The organism is Streptomyces sp. NPDC005483, from assembly GCF_040606035.1.
Taxonomy (GTDB): domain Bacteria; phylum Actinomycetota; class Actinomycetes; order Streptomycetales; family Streptomycetaceae; genus Streptomyces.
Window position 1 is genome coordinate 96,596 of the sequence record NZ_JBEXEA010000011.1, and the last position, 14,313, is coordinate 110,908.

A 14,313-nucleotide genomic window follows, 5' to 3' on the forward strand; every position below is an offset into this window, starting at 1 on the left:
ATCTCAGCGTAGATCTACGCGGGTTACGGAGGGGGGACGTACGCGTGTCCGCCATGAAGCGCCACCGGGCGGAACCCGGTGGCGCCCGTCCCTCACGACGTCAGCCAGGCCCTCAGCTTCTCCTCCGCCTGCGGGATCAGCGACGCCTTCACCCGCTCGTCCACCTTGTGCGCGAGCAGCGGCTGACCTGGGCTGTAGTTCACCGCGGGCACGCCGAGCGCGCTGAAGCGGGACACGTCCGTCCAGCCGAACTTGGGGCGGGCGACGCCGCCGACCGCGGCCATGAAGGCCTGGGCGACGGGGTGGGTGAGACCGGGGCGGGCGCCGCCGGTGTGGTCGTCGACGGTGAACTCGTCGACCCCGCAGTCCGCGAAGAAGTCCCGCACGAAGGCCTCCGCCTCGGCCTCGCTGCGGTCCGGGGCGTAGCGGAAGTTGACGGTCAGCGTGCAGGAGTCGGGGATGACGTTCGTGGCCACGCCGCCCTCCACCCGTACGGCGTTGAGTCCTTCGTGGAACTCGAGCCCGTCCACCACCGGCTTGCGCGGCTCGTAGGCCGCGAGCTTGGCGAGGGCGGGAGCGGCCTTGTGGATCGCGTTGGAGCCCATCCACGCGCGCGCGGAGTGCGCCCGCTCTCCCTTGAACGTCAGCAGGACCCGCAGGGTCCCCTGGCAGCCGCCCTCGACCTGGTTGTCCGTCGGCTCCAGGAGGACCGCGAAGTCGCCCTCCAGCCACTCGGGGTGGGCCTCGGCCACATGTCCCAGGCCGTTGAGGTGGGCCGCGACCTCTTCGTTGTCGTAGAAGATGAAGGTGAGGTCGCGGTTGGGTTCGGGGACGGTGGCCGCGATGCGCAGCTGGACCGCGACCCCGGACTTCATGTCGCAGGTGCCGCAGCCCCACAGGTAGCCCTCGTCGTCGAGCCGGGAGGGGACGTTGCCCGCGATGGGGACCGTGTCGATGTGGCCGGCGAGGATGACGCGTTCCGGACGGCCGAGGTCCGTGCGGGCGACGACGTTGTTGCCGTGGCGGTCGACCGTGAGGTGCGGCAGGGCGCGCAGGGCGGTCTCGATCGCGTCCGCGAGGGGCTTCTCGGTGCCGCTCTCGGAGGGGAAGTCGACGAGCTGCGCGGTGAGCTCAGCTGCGTCCAGCGAAAGGTCAAGAGGGGTGTCGGCCATGCTCCCGACCCTAACGTCCCCGCTGCGCGCACTCACTGTCCCCGCCCGGCGCAGACGTCTCAGTACTCTCCAGTATCTTGTCCGGATGCCAGAGCCGTTGCCCCCTACCCGCAAGCGCCGTGGCCGTCTCCTCCGCTTCGCGGCGGCCCTCGTGGTCCTGTGCGCGGTCGCCGGTTACCTCGTGGTGCAGTACGTCACCGGAGGCACCGGCGGGCCGAGCTGCAGAGTCGCCTCGGGCGGCGCCGACGGGCCGTCGTACGAGTTCACGCCCGAGCAGGCGGTGAACGCGGCGACGATCACCGCCGTCGGCACCGGGCGCGGGCTGCCGGAGCGGGCCGTGGCCATCGCGCTCGCCACCGCGCTCCAGGAGTCGGGGCTGCGCAACATCTCGCACGGCGACCGTGACTCCCTCGGGCTGTTCCAGCAGCGGCCCTCGCAGGGCTGGGGCACCCCGAAGGAGATCCTGGACCCGACGTACGCGGCGGGCGAGTTCTACAAGCACCTGGTCAAGGTGAAGGGCTACCAGGATCTCCCGCTGACCGTCGCCGCCCAGCGCGTGCAGCGCAGTGGCTACCCGGAGGCGTACGCCAAGCACGAGCCGGACGCCACCGTGCTCGCCGCGGCCCTCACCGGCACCTCGGCGGCCACCCTGACCTGCGACGGCCGCCAGGACACCACCCAGGCCACCCCGGCCACCCAGGCCGCCGGCACGGGCACCCAGGCCGCCGCCACGGGCCCCGACGCGGTGCGGTCGGCTCTCGTACGGGACTTCGGGCGCGACGCGCTGGAGACGACCGCCGCCGAGGTGGGCGGCAAGGCCGCGCCGAGCCCGACGCCTCTGGCGACCACGGGTGACGCGCGCACCGTGACCCTCCCCGTGCGCGAGGACACCAGCCCGGGTTCCGGGCGCGGCGTCAGGGAACGCGGCTGGCAACTCGCCCACTGGGCCGTCGCCAACTCCTCGGCGCTGCGCATCGAGCGCGTCTCTTACGCCGGGCGGCAGTGGACGGCCGGGAACACGTACAGCGAGTGGCGCACGACGGGCGGCGAAGGCGGCACGGGCTCGGTGCGGATACTGACGGCACGGTAGTTCGGAAGATCACCTGGAAGGGTCACGTCCGGCCGCCGCGGGAGCGGGTGTGCGCAGGTTTTCGTCACCTCACCCCCGTATCCGCGAAAACCCTTGAGAACAAAGGGCTGCGGGGATTCGAAGGACTTTCAGACCGGAAGCTTTTTGTCCGTTTTTATCCGCAGGCGATAATGCGACGCATTGCCAACTCTTTACGTTGCGCGTCCGCAACCTTCGTCGGCTTCGAGCGGTAGTCACGGCGTCCTTAGCAACGTTTCCTCTCGAAGGAGCAACATGTCCCTCCCCCTGACCCGCAGGATCGCCCGTGCCGCGCTGCTCGTCGCTGCCGGAGCGGCCGCCGGGGTCGGTGCGGCCGGCTCCGCCAGTGCGGCCCCCGCCGCGCTGCCCGCCACCCCGAACCTCGGCGGGCTGACCGCTCTGGACGGGGCGCACGTCGGCAACACGGTGGACGGCACGGCGCAGAACCTGACCGGGACCGCGGGCAAGACCGGTGGCAAGGCCGTCGAGAAGGCGGTGCCGTCCGCGGGCAAGGCCGGCGGAAAGGCCGTGAAGAAGGCGACGCCGGTCGCGCAGAAGACGGCGGGCGAGGCCGCGGGCTCGGCCGGGGGCGTCCTCGGCGACACGACGTCCACGGCGACGAAGGGCGGCCTGCCGACCGACTCCCTCGCCAAGGGCGGCGGCCTGCCGTCGGCGGACACCCTGCCGGTGAAGAGCCTCCCGCTCGGCTAGTACCTCGCGCATACGGTGAAGGGGTCCAGGAAAACCGTCCTGGACCCCTTCGCCGTATGCGGCCCCTTCGCCGTATGCCCGCGCGTCTACGCCAGGCGCTCGACCGCCGCCCGCACCCGCTCGTCCGTCGCCGTCAGCGCGACCCGTACGAACCGCTCGCCTGCCTCGCCGTAGAAGTCGCCCGGAGCCACCAGGATTCCGAGGTCCGCCAGGTGGGCGACCGTCGCCCAGCAGGACTCGTCCCGCGTGGCCCACAGGTAGAGGCTGGCCTCGCTGTGCTCGATGCGGAAGCCGTGGTCGAGGAGCGCCTCGCGCAACAGCGACCTGCGAGCCGTGTAGCGCTCGCGCTGTTCGTGGACGTGGGTGTCGTCGCCCAGGGCCGCCACCACCGCGGCCTGGGTGGGCGCCGACGTCATCATGCCGCCGTGCTTGCGGATCTCCAGGAGGGGCGCCAGGACGGCCGGGTCGCCCGCCAGGAAGGCCGCGCGATAGCCCGCGAGGTTCGACCGCTTCGACAGCGAGTGGACGGCCACGATGCCGTCGTAGGAGCCGCCGTTGACGTCCGGGTGCAGGACGGAGACCGGGTCGGCCTCCCAGCCCAGCTCCAGGTAGCACTCGTCGGAGAAGACCAGGATGCCGTGGGACCGGGCCCAGGCGACGATCCTCGTCAGCTCGTCCTTGGACAGCACCCTGCCGGTCGGGTTCGACGGGGAGTTGAGCCACAGGAGCTTCAGCCCTGCCGGGTCCAGCTCGGTCGGGTCGTCGTAGACCTCGTGCTCGGCGCGGGCGAGGCGCGCGCCGACCTCGTAGGTCGGGTAGGCGAGGCGCGGGTAGGCGACCCGGTCGCCGGGGCCGAGGCCGAGCTGGGTGGGGAGCCAGGCGACGAGTTCCTTGGAGCCGACGATCGGCAGGACGTGGCGGTGGGTGACCTCGCGGGCGCCCAGGCGCCGCTCGACCCAGCCGGTGATCGCGTCGCGCAGGGCCGGGGTGCCCCAGACCGTCGGGTAGCCCGGGGAGTCCGCCGCGTCGATCAGGGCCTTCTGGACGAGATCGGGGACCGGGTCGACCGGGGTGCCGACCGACAGGTCGACGATGCCTCCGGGGTGCGCGGCCGCCGTCTTCTTGTACGGCTCCAGCTTGTCCCAGGGGAAGGTGGGCAGGCGGTCGGAGACTGCGGACACGGCGTTCGCGCTCACTTTCGGGTCGTACGGCGAACACTTCGGTCCCGCAGGCCACGATCGGGGGCGATCAGGCCGTACGGGACCGAGGCGACACGGAAAGGTGCCGGCTGATCAGGCCTGCGGCGGCAACGCGGCGATGAACGGGTGGTCCCGCTCGATCAGACCCAGCTTGCTGGCGCCGCCGGGCGAGCCGAGCTCGTCGAAGAACTCGACGTTCGCCTTGTAGTAGTCCTTCCACTCGTCCGGAGTGTCGTCCTCGTAGAAGATCGCCTCGACCGGGCAGACCGGCTCACAGGCACCACAGTCGACGCATTCGTCCGGGTGGATGTACAAGGACCGGGAGCCCTCGTAGATGCAGTCGACCGGGCACTCCTCGATGCAGGCCTTGTCCTTAACGTCGACACAAGGCTGCGCGATGACGTAGGTCACGCTGTCGTTCCTCCTCCATAGGGCGCTGGCGGGCCTCCTCAGGCTCCGCCGCCTCGCGCGCGGGAGCGCGGCGTCGTCGATGCCCGCACCTAGTATCTCCGTTCTTGGGCATGATCCGAACAGGAGGGGTGAACTGACCTGTGGAAATCTCCGCCGCAGGGCGTCTCGTCGTCCGCATCGCCGCAGCTGACGTGGGCAAACGGGTATCCGTGCGCCACCTTGCCGAAACCGGGGTCACGCTGGAGAAGTTCACCGACACGGTGGGTGTTCTCACATCATGGGACGACGGTGTGCTGATGATCACGCGCCGGGACGGCGAGAGCGTCCGCATTCCGGAATCCGCGCTGGTCGCGGGCAAGGTCGTGCCCGCCGAACCGGCCCGCCGCCGGGGCCCGGCCGCCTCGTACGGGGAACTGGCCCGGATCGCCGCGCGCGGCTGGCAGCCGGTGGAGAGCGAGCGGCTCGGCGAGTGGGAGCTGCGCGCCGCCTCCGGGTTCACCCGGCGCGCCAACTCCGTCCTCCCGCTCGGCGACCCGGGCCTGCCCCTCGACGAGGCCCTGACCGCCGTACGACGGTGGTACGGCGACCGCGGGCTGCCGGCGTACATACAGACCGCGACCGGCGCCGCGGGCACCCAGGAGGTGCTGTGCGCGGAGCTGGAGGCGCGCGGGTGGACGCGGGAGGTGACGGCGGAGCTGTGGACCGGGGCGCTGGCGCCGGTCGCCGACCGGTCGCCGGACGAGACCGTCATCCTGTCCCGGGAGGCCGACGCGGACTGGCTGGCGCGCTATCAGCGCAAGGGGGTGAGCGAGGTGGCGCTGCGGGTACTGGGCAGCGGGCCGTCGGTGTGGTTCGCCACCGTCCCCGGCGAGGGGGCGCCGGCCGCGATCGGCCGGTGTGTCGTCGACGGCCGGTGGGCCGGGTTCGCCGCGGTCGAGGTGGATCCCGCGCTACGGCGACGGGGGCTGGCCTCGACCGTGATGGCGGCGCTGGCCCAGCGCGCCCTCGACGAGGGGGCGTCGGCCGCCTGGCTCCAGGTCGAGTCGGACAACGCCGGTGCGCGGGCGCTGTACGAGCGGATGGGGTTCGCCGCGCACCACGCCTACCACCACTACCGCGAGCCGGACGTCTCCGGCGGGACGCGGTAGTAGCGATCGCCGGGAGAGGGCACCAGCCAGCTATGCGTCCCCCGTTTCCGCCATCACCCGAACGTTCCGCCGAGCTCCGGAGGCGGTTCGCCGCAGAGGCGCGCTCGGAGCGGCCCGACCTGTCCACACTGTGCCTGCTCGTGGGGGCGCAGGCCGACGGGGCGCTCGACGAGGCCGGCATCGACGCGGCCCAGATCGAACTCGACGCGCTGGCCGGTCGGTTGCCGTTCCGGCCGGGCGGTCCGCGGTCGTGGGCGGTGTCGTTGCGGGAACTGCTGGGCGACCGGTGCGGGTTCCGCGGCTCCGCCGCGGACTATCAGCGGCTGGAGTCCTCGTTGCTGCACGAGGTGCTGGTGCGGCGGCGTGGGTTGCCGATCCTGTTGTCGGTGGTGTGGATGGAGGTGGCCCGGCGGGCGGGAGCTCCCGTGTACGGGGTCGCCCTGCCGGGGCATTTTGTCGTGGGGTTCGGGCCGCCGGAGGAGCAGGTGCTGGCCGATCCCTTCGACGGGGGGCGGGTTCTGGCGGGGGCGGACGCCGAGTTGCTCGTGGCGGGAGCCACGGGGGGCTCTTTGGAGCCGTCGATGCTGGTGCCGGCAGAGACCCTGGACGTGGTGCAGCGGATTCTGAACAACGTGCGGGCGTGGGCGGCGGCTCGGCCGGAGCGGACGGATGTGGGGCTGTGGGCCGTGGAGTTGGCGCTGCTGTTGCCTTCGCATCCGGCGCGGCTTCGGTATGAGCGGGCGCAGTTGCTCGTGCAGCGGGGTGACTTCGTTGAGGGGGCCGGGGAGTTGGAGGCGTATGCGGGGGTGGTGGCTGCGGTGGATGAGGCGGCGGCGGATCGTCTGCGACAGCAGGCACGGGCCGCGCGAGCGAGGTTGAACTGAGGGGTTGTGTGGCGTCTGCGGCTTAGTGGGGGCTCGTCGCGCAGTTCCCTGCGCCCCTAAAAGCAAAAGGCCCTCACAGCCAGCCTTTCTCTCTCGCGATCCGGACTGCCTCTGCCCTGTTCCGTACCGCCAGTTTTTGGATCGCCGTGGAGAGGTAGTTGCGGACTGTGCCCTGGGAGAGGTGCAGGGTGGTCGCCAGTTCCGCGTTCGTGGAGCCGTCCGCCGCCGCCCTCAGGACCTCTCGCTCACGGTCCGTCAAAGGGTTCGCGCCCTCCGCCAGGGCCGCCGCCGCCAGCGTGGGGTCGATGACCCGCTCTCCCGCCAGTACCTTGCGTACCGCGTCCGCCAGTTGGGCCGCGGGGGCGTCCTTGACCAGGAAGGCGTCGGCGCCCGACTCCATCGCGCTGCGGAGGTAGCCGGGGCGGCCGAAGGTCGTGAGGATGACGAGCTTCACCGCGGGAAGTGCCTTGTGGAGCTGGGCCGCGGCCTCTATGCCCGTCGCGCCCGGCATCTCGATGTCCATGAGGGCCACGTCGATGTCGTGCGCGCGGGCCGCCGCCAGCACCTCGTCGCCGCGGGCCACTTGGGCGACGACCTCGATGTCGTCCTCCAGGCCGAGCAGGGCGGCCAGGGCCTCGCGGACCATCGACTGGTCCTCGGCGAGCAGGACCTTGATCGTGCGGCTCGTCATGAGGCGGATCCTACGTGGGCCGCGGCACCGGCGGGCACGCGGGCGACCAGCCGGAAGCCGCGCCGGGTGCCGGTGGCCTCCAGGGTGCCGCCGGCCTTCTCCAGGCGTTCGGTGAGGCCGGTGAGACCGTTGCCGGGACCGTCGCCCGCGCCGCCCGAGCCGTCGTCCTCGACGGTGAGTTCGAGCCGCGGCCCGTCGAGGGTCTGGCGGTGCAGCAGCTCCACCGTGCAGCCGCGGGCACCACTGTGCCGTACGACGTTGGTGACCGCCTCGCGCAGCGCCCAGGCGAGGGCCGACTCGCTCTCCTCCGGGACGCCCGTGAGGTCGGGTTCGGCGGGCAGGGTGGCGGTGACTCCGGCGGCCGCCAACGCGACCTGGGCGCCCGCGAGTTCCGCGGCCAGGCGGGCGCGCCGGTAGCCGGAGACCGCCTCGCGGACGTCCACCAGGGCCTGGCGGCTGACCTGTTCGATGTCGGCGACCTGCTGGGCCGCCTTGTCGGGGTGGGCGGGGAGCATCCGGCCCGCCAGCTCGCTCTTCAGGGTGATGAGGGACAGGGAGTGGCCGAGGAGGTCGTGCAGGTCGCGGGCGAGGCGCAGGCGCTCCTCGTTGGCGGCCAGTTGGGCGACGGTCGCGCGGGCCTTGCGCAACTCCACGGTGGTACGGACGAGTTGGCGTACGCCGGTCATGGAGTAGCCGACGAGGAGCACGACGAGGAACAGTCCCCAGGCCGAGTCCGGGTCGGTGCGCAGGCCCACCAGCATCAGCGAGAGGGTGTTCACCGGAATCGCCCAGTACGCGGCCCGGAGGGGGAAGGTGACCCCGCAGGCCACGGAGACGTACACGAACAGTCCGAGCCAGGAGCCGCCGAGGCTCAGGGTCAGGACGATCGCAAGCAGCCAGAGCACGCCGACCAGGGCGCAGACCGTCCGGCCGGGGAACGCCCGGCCCATGTTCCGGAAGACCAGCGCCAGATAGGTGCCGGTGAAGACCGTCAGGCCCGCCCAGCCCGCCATGGTGGCCGAGCCGGTGTGGTGGCCGGAGGCCAGGTCGCGCACCGGTGAGCTGAGGAAGACCAGCCACGGCACGATCCACACCAGCTTGCGTATGACCTCGGCCCGGTTGCGGGGTGGTTGGCCGATGCGCACCAGCCGCTCCGCACGCGCTTCCTCGTCCCCGCGCAGCTCGTCCGTCATCCCGCTCACGCCTTCAACGTGTCCTTCCGGTACAGCCAGGCCGCGCCGCCCGCGAACAGGGCGAAGGAGACGGCCAGGATGGCGATGTCCTGTGCGTGCGGGGCGCGGCTCTGTTCGATGGCCTGCCCGAGGGCAGCGTACGCGTGCGTGGGCAGCCACTTGGCGATGTCCTGGAGCCACTGCGGGAAGGTCGTCGCCGGCATCCACAGGCCGCCCAGCATCGACAGGCCGAAGTAGGTGATCATCGTGATCGGGCGGACCGCGTCGCCGGTGGCGAGGTAGCCGATGGCGACGCCGAGCGCGGCGAACACGAGGCTTCCGGCCCAGATCGCGCCGGTGAGGGCGAGCCACTGCCAGGCGTCCAGGCGTACGTCCTTCACGACCGCGGCGACCACGAACACGACCACGATCGAGGGCAGGCTCACCACGGCGGCGCTCGCCGTCTTGGCGAGGACATAACCGCGGCCCGGGAGGCTCGTCAGCCTCAGCTGCCGTACCCAGCCGCCCTCGCGCTCCTTCGCGATGCGCTCGCTGTTGCCCATCAGGACGGCGGTCAGGGCGCCGAAGGAGGCCATCGAGACCATCATGTACGTCGCTACCGTCAGGCCGGTGGCGCCGACCTTCTCGGTGGTCCCGGAGCTGCCCGCGATGATCAGGAACAGCAGCGACGGGTACAGCACCGAGAAGAACAGGAACTTGTGGTTGCGCAGGGCGCGGGTGAGTTCCAGCTTGATCAGGCTGTTCATGACTGCTTGGCCTCCTCGGCCTCGGTGATGGCGACGAAGGCCTGCTCCAGACCGAGCCCGGCGACTTCGAGGTTGCGGGGGTAGACGCCGAGGCCGTAGAGGGCGTGGACGGTCGCGTCGGCGTCGGTGGACTGGATGCGGATGGTCTGGCCGGATATGTCCACAGAGGTGAGGAAGGGGAGCTCGCGCAGGGGCCCTTCGTCGATCGCGCCCTCCAGGTCGAAGGCGATCCTGCGGGCGCCCGCCTTGGCCTTGATCTCGGCGGCGGTGCCGTCGGCGAGCAGGCGGCCCCGGTGCAGGACGAGCACCCGGTCGGCGATGGCGTCGGCCTCTTCGAGGTAGTGGGTGGCGAAGAGGACCGTACGGCCCTGGTCGGCCTGTTCGCGCATGGTGGCCCAGAAGGCATGACGCGTGGTGACGTCCATACCGGTCGTGGGCTCGTCGAGGACGATCAGGTCGCTGTCGCCGGCGGTCGCGAGGGCGAAGCGGACCCGCTGGGCCTGGCCGCCGGAGAGCTTGTTGACCTTGCGGTCGGCGATCTGGGCGACTCCGGCCCGGGCGAGGACGTCGCCCACCGGGTACGGCTTCGGGTGCAGGGCGCAGGCGAGCTTCACCAGCTCGGCGACGGTGACCTCGTCCATCAGGCCGCCGCTCTGGAGCATCGCGCCCACCTGCCCGGCGACGATCGCCTCACGCGGGGTGGTGCCGAAGAGGCGGACGCTGCCGCTGTCGGGCTGCTTGAGGCCGAGCAGCAGGTCGAGGGTGGTCGACTTGCCGGCGCCGTTGGGGCCGAGCAGCGCCACGGTCTCCCCCGGGCGCAGGGTCAGGGCCAGTCCGTCCACGGCGCGTACCTCGCCGTATGCCTTGCTCACCTGGTCGAAGGCGACCACCGGGGCTGTCGTTGTCATTCGGCCATGGTGGCCTCGGGGGTGCGGCGGCGGGCAGTGTCGGCCGTCCGGAGTGCCGCATGACAGATGTCATGTGCGGCGGCACTCCGGGGCGATGTGAGCGGGTTCAGCTCGGGTTCGTGTCGATGGTCACGGTGCGGTCCGCCGTCGACTTCGCGCGCAGCGCCTTGCCCAGCGCGGAGGCGACATCCTGCGGCAGCAAGTCGCGCTTGCCGCTCGCGCCGTTGATCTGCACACCGTCGAAGGTGGTGCCGTACGCCTCCTTGAGCGCTTCGAGGTTGTACGTCTCCACGAGCTTGCCGTCGACCGCCTTGAACCCGAGGATCTTCGGCAGGGACAGCGAACCGAACTTGATGAAGTGCGCCGAGTCGGTCCGGATGGTGACGACCTCGGACATCGCGGGCTCCGCGAACTCCTTCATCATCCGGTCGACCTCGGCGTTCGACACCGACGGCTGCTTGGTGGTCGTCGGGAGCGTGACCGAGCCGGCCGTGCCGGTCTCCACCTGGGTGCGGTACGCCTCCTCGACCGCGGTGGTCGACCTGGCGACGTCGATGCCCTTGCCCGCCTTGCCGTAGACGGCGACGGCCTTGCCGTTCTCGAACTTGATCGTGCCGTCGGTCGCCGAGCCGGAGCCGCCCGAGGCGTCCCCCAGGGCCGCCTGGAGCTTCTCCTCGTCGACCGGCATGACCGGGTCGACGACCCGGTGGTTGCCGAAGAGGGAACCGATGACCGAGATCGGGTTGTAGTCGCTCTTCGCGGCCGCGGCGACCGTGGCCTGGTCGTCGAGCTGGAGGCCCGCCTGATCCGGCTTGAGCTCCACGGTCTTGCCGCCGACGGAGAGCTTCAGGGGCGCGTTGACCGACTTGCCGAGGGCGTCGTCGAGCTTCTTGACGGCGTCGTCGCGGGTGCCGCCGCCGATGTCCACGCCGAGCACGGTGGTGCCCTTGGGGACGTCGGAGCGGTTCATCAGGAGACCGGCGCCGTAGGCACCGGCGCCGAGGAGGACCACGATGCCGCCGACCAGCGCCAGCTTGCTGCGGCCCTTCTTTTTCTTCTTCTTCGACGCGGCGGCCGGGGCCTCCTGCGACGCGGTGTCGGGCAGCTTCGGGGGCGTACGGCCGTCGGTGCCCTGCCGGAAGGGGGCGTTCTGGGTGCCGGACGGTACGACCGGCATGCCGCTGGTGACGGTGTGCCCGGAGACGTTGTCCGGGGCCCCGTAGCCGGGAGCGCCCGGTCCGGGGGCCGGCTTCTGCGGGGTGAGGATCGCGGTGTCGTCGCTCAGACCGCCACCGGGGCCGAGGCCCGCGCCGGGAGCACCGCCGGGGCCGGGGCCGCCGGGGCGACCGAGGGTGCCGGGGCCGCCCTGAGCGGGCCGGCCGGGCCGGCCGGCCTGACCGCCGGGGACGCCCTGGGCACCGGGGCCTACCAGGCCACCGGAGATTCCGGGGCCGCCCGGGCCGCCGAGGGTGCCGGGAGCGCCGGAACCACCGGGACCGCCGCTGCCGCCCGGGCCCGGGGTGCCCGGGGTGCCCGGGGTGCCCTGACCGCCGAAGCCGTCGGGGCCGTTGAAGGACTCGCCGCCGAAGGACTCGGCCCTGGCGAAGGGGTCCGGTCCGGCGGGCGGCACGACCGGGCCGTCGCCGGTGACCGGGCCGGCGGTCGGACCCGCGGGTCCCTGAGGCCCGCCCGGACCGCCTGGACCCTGCGGTCCGCCGAAGCCGCCGCCGTAGTCGATCTGACCGCCCTGGCCACCCTGGCCGCCGTAGTCGATCTGGCCGTTCGGGCCACCGGGACCACCCGGGCCGCCCTGCGCGCCGAAGCCGCCCTGACCGTTCGGGCCACCGGGACCGCCGGGTCCGTCGAAGCCGCCCTGACCGTTCAGGCCGCCCTGAGCGCCCTGTCCGCCGAAACCGCCCTGACCGTTGTCCCCGGCCGGGCCGTCGGAGCCGTTGCCGTTCTCCGCGAAGTACGGCAGTTCGTCGCGGCGGGGTTCGGCGCCGCGCTGGCCGCCTCCCAGGGGGCCGCCGTTCAGCGCCTCGGTGACGTCGAAGGAGCCCGTGCCGCCGCCGTGTCCCGGAGCGACCGGACCGCCCGTGGCACCAGGAAGTCCCGCGCCGTTCGTCGCGCCGGGACGGGAACCGCCGGGCGCGCTCATGGAACCGACCACCCCGCCGGGGCGCGCACCGCCGTGCCGGGGGCCGGACGCACCGGGACCAGCGGCAGCCGCACCCGGCGCTCCCGCGGCCGAACCGCCCGGCAGACCGGCGCCGTTGGTGGCGCCGCCGCCCTGAGGGGGCTTGGCGGGGCCGGACTTGCGGGGCGCGAACCAGTCGCTCGGCTTCTCCTCGGCGGCGGGCGCCGCGGGGTCGGCGGGCAGTTCGACGGTGCCGGTGGTCGAGGAGGGACTCGGCGTCGGCTCCTCGGTCTCAGGACCGCTGTCGACGGAACGCTCCGTCTCCGCGACGGGCTGACGTACGACGACCGGCGGAATGGGCCGCGAACCGGGGATGTTGATCCGGATCCGGGTCGTCAGCGTGGTCTCGGTCTTGCGTTCCTCCGGCTGCGTGGCCGAACGGGCCGCGTCCGGACCGCCGTCGGAAGCCATGGGCGTCCCGTACGGCGGCGTGCCCGAGGGGTAGGCGGCTCCGCCGCGCCCGTTGGGCCCGGAGGACGGACTGTCAGTTTCACGACTCAAGGCAGGTTCTCCCGGTTGGCTCCGCCGCCCGTTTCGACCTCACTGCTTCGGGCGTCGGCGGCGCGCACCACCATACTGGCCACTTCTGGCCTGTATCCCACGACCGCTTTGGAAACCCACACGGGACTCGCACGCGCGCGATGCGGAGAAGTGGTACGTCACTTGCCAAGTCGGACGGGGTCGCCGCCCGGTTGCCGCCCTTGGCCAAGGGTGGCGCAGATCACAGCCACAGCCATGCCTCCGAGCAGGAAGAGATAGGAGCCGCTTCCCGCGGCGAAGACGAAGTCGCCTTCCGGACGGCTGGTGGTGAGAAAGACGACAGCGACCATCCAGCCGCCGGCGGGCGCGACGGCTCCGGCGCGGCTGCCGGCGGCGCGTGCTCCCCCGAGCAGCAGTCCCGCCTCCCCGAGCAGCGCGAGCAGCAGTCCGCCCGGGAACCAGCCGCCCTGCACCAGCGCTCCGGCGAGCCCCACGACCGCGCCGAGCACGAAAAGGCCGAGGTAGGCGGCGGCCCGTCCGGCGGAGGGGCGCTGCAGGGGCTGGGCCAGCATCGGCGTTCGGTCGTTCATGACGCGCTCTCGATTCCGGAGAACAGGTCGGTCTCCCTGGTATCCCCGTGTTCCCCTCTTACCAATTCGTAGTACTCGGTGGTGAAGAGAGGTTGCGCGAGTTCGTTGGAGAGCGCGAAGTACGCCCCCGACACGTCGATCTGGGTCGCGTGGGCGGCCATCGCGGCGCTCTTGGCTGCGGTGTACGCCGTGCCGTCGATCTCGGTGGTGATCCGGTCGTCCTCCACCACACCCGGTACGTCGTCGAGGACGGCGGCCTTGGTGAAGGGGAGGCCGGGCAGGTCGGCGTGGAGCCGGGCGAAGGCCTGTTCACCGACCGCTCGCGGCACGCGGTTCCAGTAGACCTTCGGGATCCGCCACCCGGTGTCGGCGGCGAGCTCGACGGCACGCGTGGCGACGCGGTGGGCCTGGATGTGGTCGGGGTGGCCGTACCCGCCGTTGTCGTCGTAGGTGACGAGGACCTGGGGGCGCGCTTCGAGGATCACCTCGACGAGATACCCGGCCGCCTCGTCGATGTCGGCCCGCCAGAAGCAGGCGGGGTCGTCGTTCTCCGGGAGGCCCATCATTCCGGAGTCCTGGTAGCGCCCGGCGCCGCCGAGCAGGCGGAAGTCCGCGACGCCGAGCTCACGCATGGCCGCGGTGAGCTCGCCGCGCCTGTGCTCGCCGAGCGCTGCGCCGGTCAGGTGCCGCAGCCCGGGTGGGATGACCTCGCCGAGTTCGCCGAGGGTGCAGGTGACCAGGGTCACCCGGGCTCCCTCGGCCGCGTACCTGGCCATGGTCACGCCGTTGTTGATCGACTCGTCGTCCGGGTGCGCGTGCACCAGGAGAAGGCGCCGAGCGGGCTGTTCCGTCATGGCCCCAGCCTACGAGGAGCC

14 protein-coding genes are annotated in these 14,313 nt (G+C 72.1%); 4 read left to right on the plus strand and 10 right to left on the minus strand.

Annotation, left to right across the window (positions count from 1 at the left end; all coding sequences use genetic code 11):
- Nucleotides 1–92: 92 nt before the first annotated feature.
- The gene (dapE, locus tag ABZT06_RS22185) at nucleotides 93–1,172 is read right to left on the minus strand and encodes a succinyl-diaminopimelate desuccinylase (RefSeq protein ID WP_355743331.1); all 1,080 of its coding nucleotides are present in this window, start codon (nucleotides 1,170–1,172) and stop codon (nucleotides 93–95) included.
- An 85-nt stretch (nucleotides 1,173–1,257) separates the two neighbouring features.
- Between dapE and ABZT06_RS22190 the strand changes: the two genes are divergently transcribed.
- Together ABZT06_RS22190 and ABZT06_RS22195 are read left to right on the plus strand one after the other, a co-directional pair.
- Nucleotides 1,258–2,262 (plus strand): heavy metal transporter, encoded by a 1,005-nt coding sequence (locus ABZT06_RS22190; protein ID WP_355743334.1) that lies wholly within the window; start codon nucleotides 1,258–1,260, stop codon nucleotides 2,260–2,262.
- Nucleotides 2,263–2,535: 273 nt separating this feature from the next.
- Nucleotides 2,536–2,991, plus strand: coding sequence for an ATP-binding protein (locus tag ABZT06_RS22195; protein WP_355743336.1), 456 nt, complete (start codon nucleotides 2,536–2,538; stop codon nucleotides 2,989–2,991).
- A gap of 86 nt (nucleotides 2,992–3,077) precedes the next feature.
- On the opposite strand, the gene ABZT06_RS22200 is transcribed toward ABZT06_RS22195, so the two are convergent.
- Nucleotides 3,078–4,172: a bifunctional succinyldiaminopimelate transaminase/glutamate-prephenate aminotransferase gene (locus ABZT06_RS22200; RefSeq protein WP_355743857.1), complete on the minus strand. Its 1,095-nt coding sequence runs from the start codon at nucleotides 4,170–4,172 to the stop codon at nucleotides 3,078–3,080.
- Between the two features lie 111 nt (nucleotides 4,173–4,283).
- Nucleotides 4,284–4,601: a ferredoxin gene (gene fdxA / locus ABZT06_RS22205; RefSeq protein WP_007384503.1), complete on the minus strand. Its 318-nt coding sequence runs from the start codon at nucleotides 4,599–4,601 to the stop codon at nucleotides 4,284–4,286.
- 140 nt (nucleotides 4,602–4,741) lie between these two features.
- Here fdxA and ABZT06_RS22210 point away from each other — a divergent pair, with 140 nt between their 5' ends.
- Nucleotides 4,742–5,749 carry a GNAT family N-acetyltransferase gene (locus ABZT06_RS22210; RefSeq protein WP_355743340.1) on the plus strand — a complete coding sequence of 336 codons (1,008 nt, stop codon included), beginning with the start codon at nucleotides 4,742–4,744 and terminating at the stop codon, nucleotides 5,747–5,749.
- A 32-nt stretch (nucleotides 5,750–5,781) separates the two neighbouring features.
- Complete coding sequence (locus ABZT06_RS22215; RefSeq protein ID WP_355743343.1) at nucleotides 5,782–6,633, plus strand: transglutaminase-like domain-containing protein; 852 nt, start codon at nucleotides 5,782–5,784, stop codon at nucleotides 6,631–6,633.
- Between the two features lie 73 nt (nucleotides 6,634–6,706).
- Here ABZT06_RS22215 and ABZT06_RS22220 read toward each other — a convergent pair whose 3' ends face one another.
- From ABZT06_RS22220 to mshB, 7 genes are all read right to left on the minus strand, one after another.
- Entirely contained in the window at nucleotides 6,707–7,324 is a 618-nt protein-coding gene (locus tag ABZT06_RS22220) for a response regulator transcription factor (protein ID WP_355743346.1), read from the minus strand.
- Nucleotides 7,321–8,517, minus strand: a complete 1,197-nt coding sequence (locus tag ABZT06_RS22225) for a histidine kinase (protein WP_355743860.1) — start codon at nucleotides 8,515–8,517, stop codon at nucleotides 7,321–7,323. Before ABZT06_RS22225 ends, ABZT06_RS22220 begins: the two co-directional genes overlap by 4 nt.
- 5 nt (nucleotides 8,518–8,522) lie before the next feature.
- Nucleotides 8,523–9,263 (minus strand): ABC transporter permease, encoded by a 741-nt coding sequence (locus tag ABZT06_RS22230; RefSeq protein ID WP_355743349.1) that lies wholly within the window; start codon nucleotides 9,261–9,263, stop codon nucleotides 8,523–8,525.
- Nucleotides 9,260–10,171, minus strand: coding sequence for an ABC transporter ATP-binding protein (locus tag ABZT06_RS22235; RefSeq protein WP_355743352.1), 912 nt, complete (start codon nucleotides 10,169–10,171; stop codon nucleotides 9,260–9,262). Before ABZT06_RS22235 ends, ABZT06_RS22230 begins: the two co-directional genes overlap by 4 nt.
- A gap of 106 nt (nucleotides 10,172–10,277) precedes the next feature.
- Nucleotides 10,278–12,779 (minus strand): hypothetical protein, encoded by a 2,502-nt coding sequence (locus ABZT06_RS22240; RefSeq protein ID WP_355743355.1) that lies wholly within the window; start codon nucleotides 12,777–12,779, stop codon nucleotides 10,278–10,280.
- Between the two features lie 248 nt (nucleotides 12,780–13,027).
- On the minus strand, nucleotides 13,028–13,438 hold the full coding sequence (locus ABZT06_RS22245; protein WP_355743358.1) for a DUF6113 family protein: 411 nt from the start codon (nucleotides 13,436–13,438) through the stop codon (nucleotides 13,028–13,030).
- Nucleotides 13,435–14,292 carry an N-acetyl-1-D-myo-inositol-2-amino-2-deoxy-alpha-D-glucopyranoside deacetylase gene (mshB, locus tag ABZT06_RS22250; protein ID WP_355743361.1) on the minus strand — a complete coding sequence of 286 codons (858 nt, stop codon included), beginning with the start codon at nucleotides 14,290–14,292 and terminating at the stop codon, nucleotides 13,435–13,437. The genes ABZT06_RS22245 and mshB overlap by 4 nt, the downstream gene beginning before the upstream one ends.
- Nucleotides 14,293–14,313 lie beyond the last annotated feature (21 nt).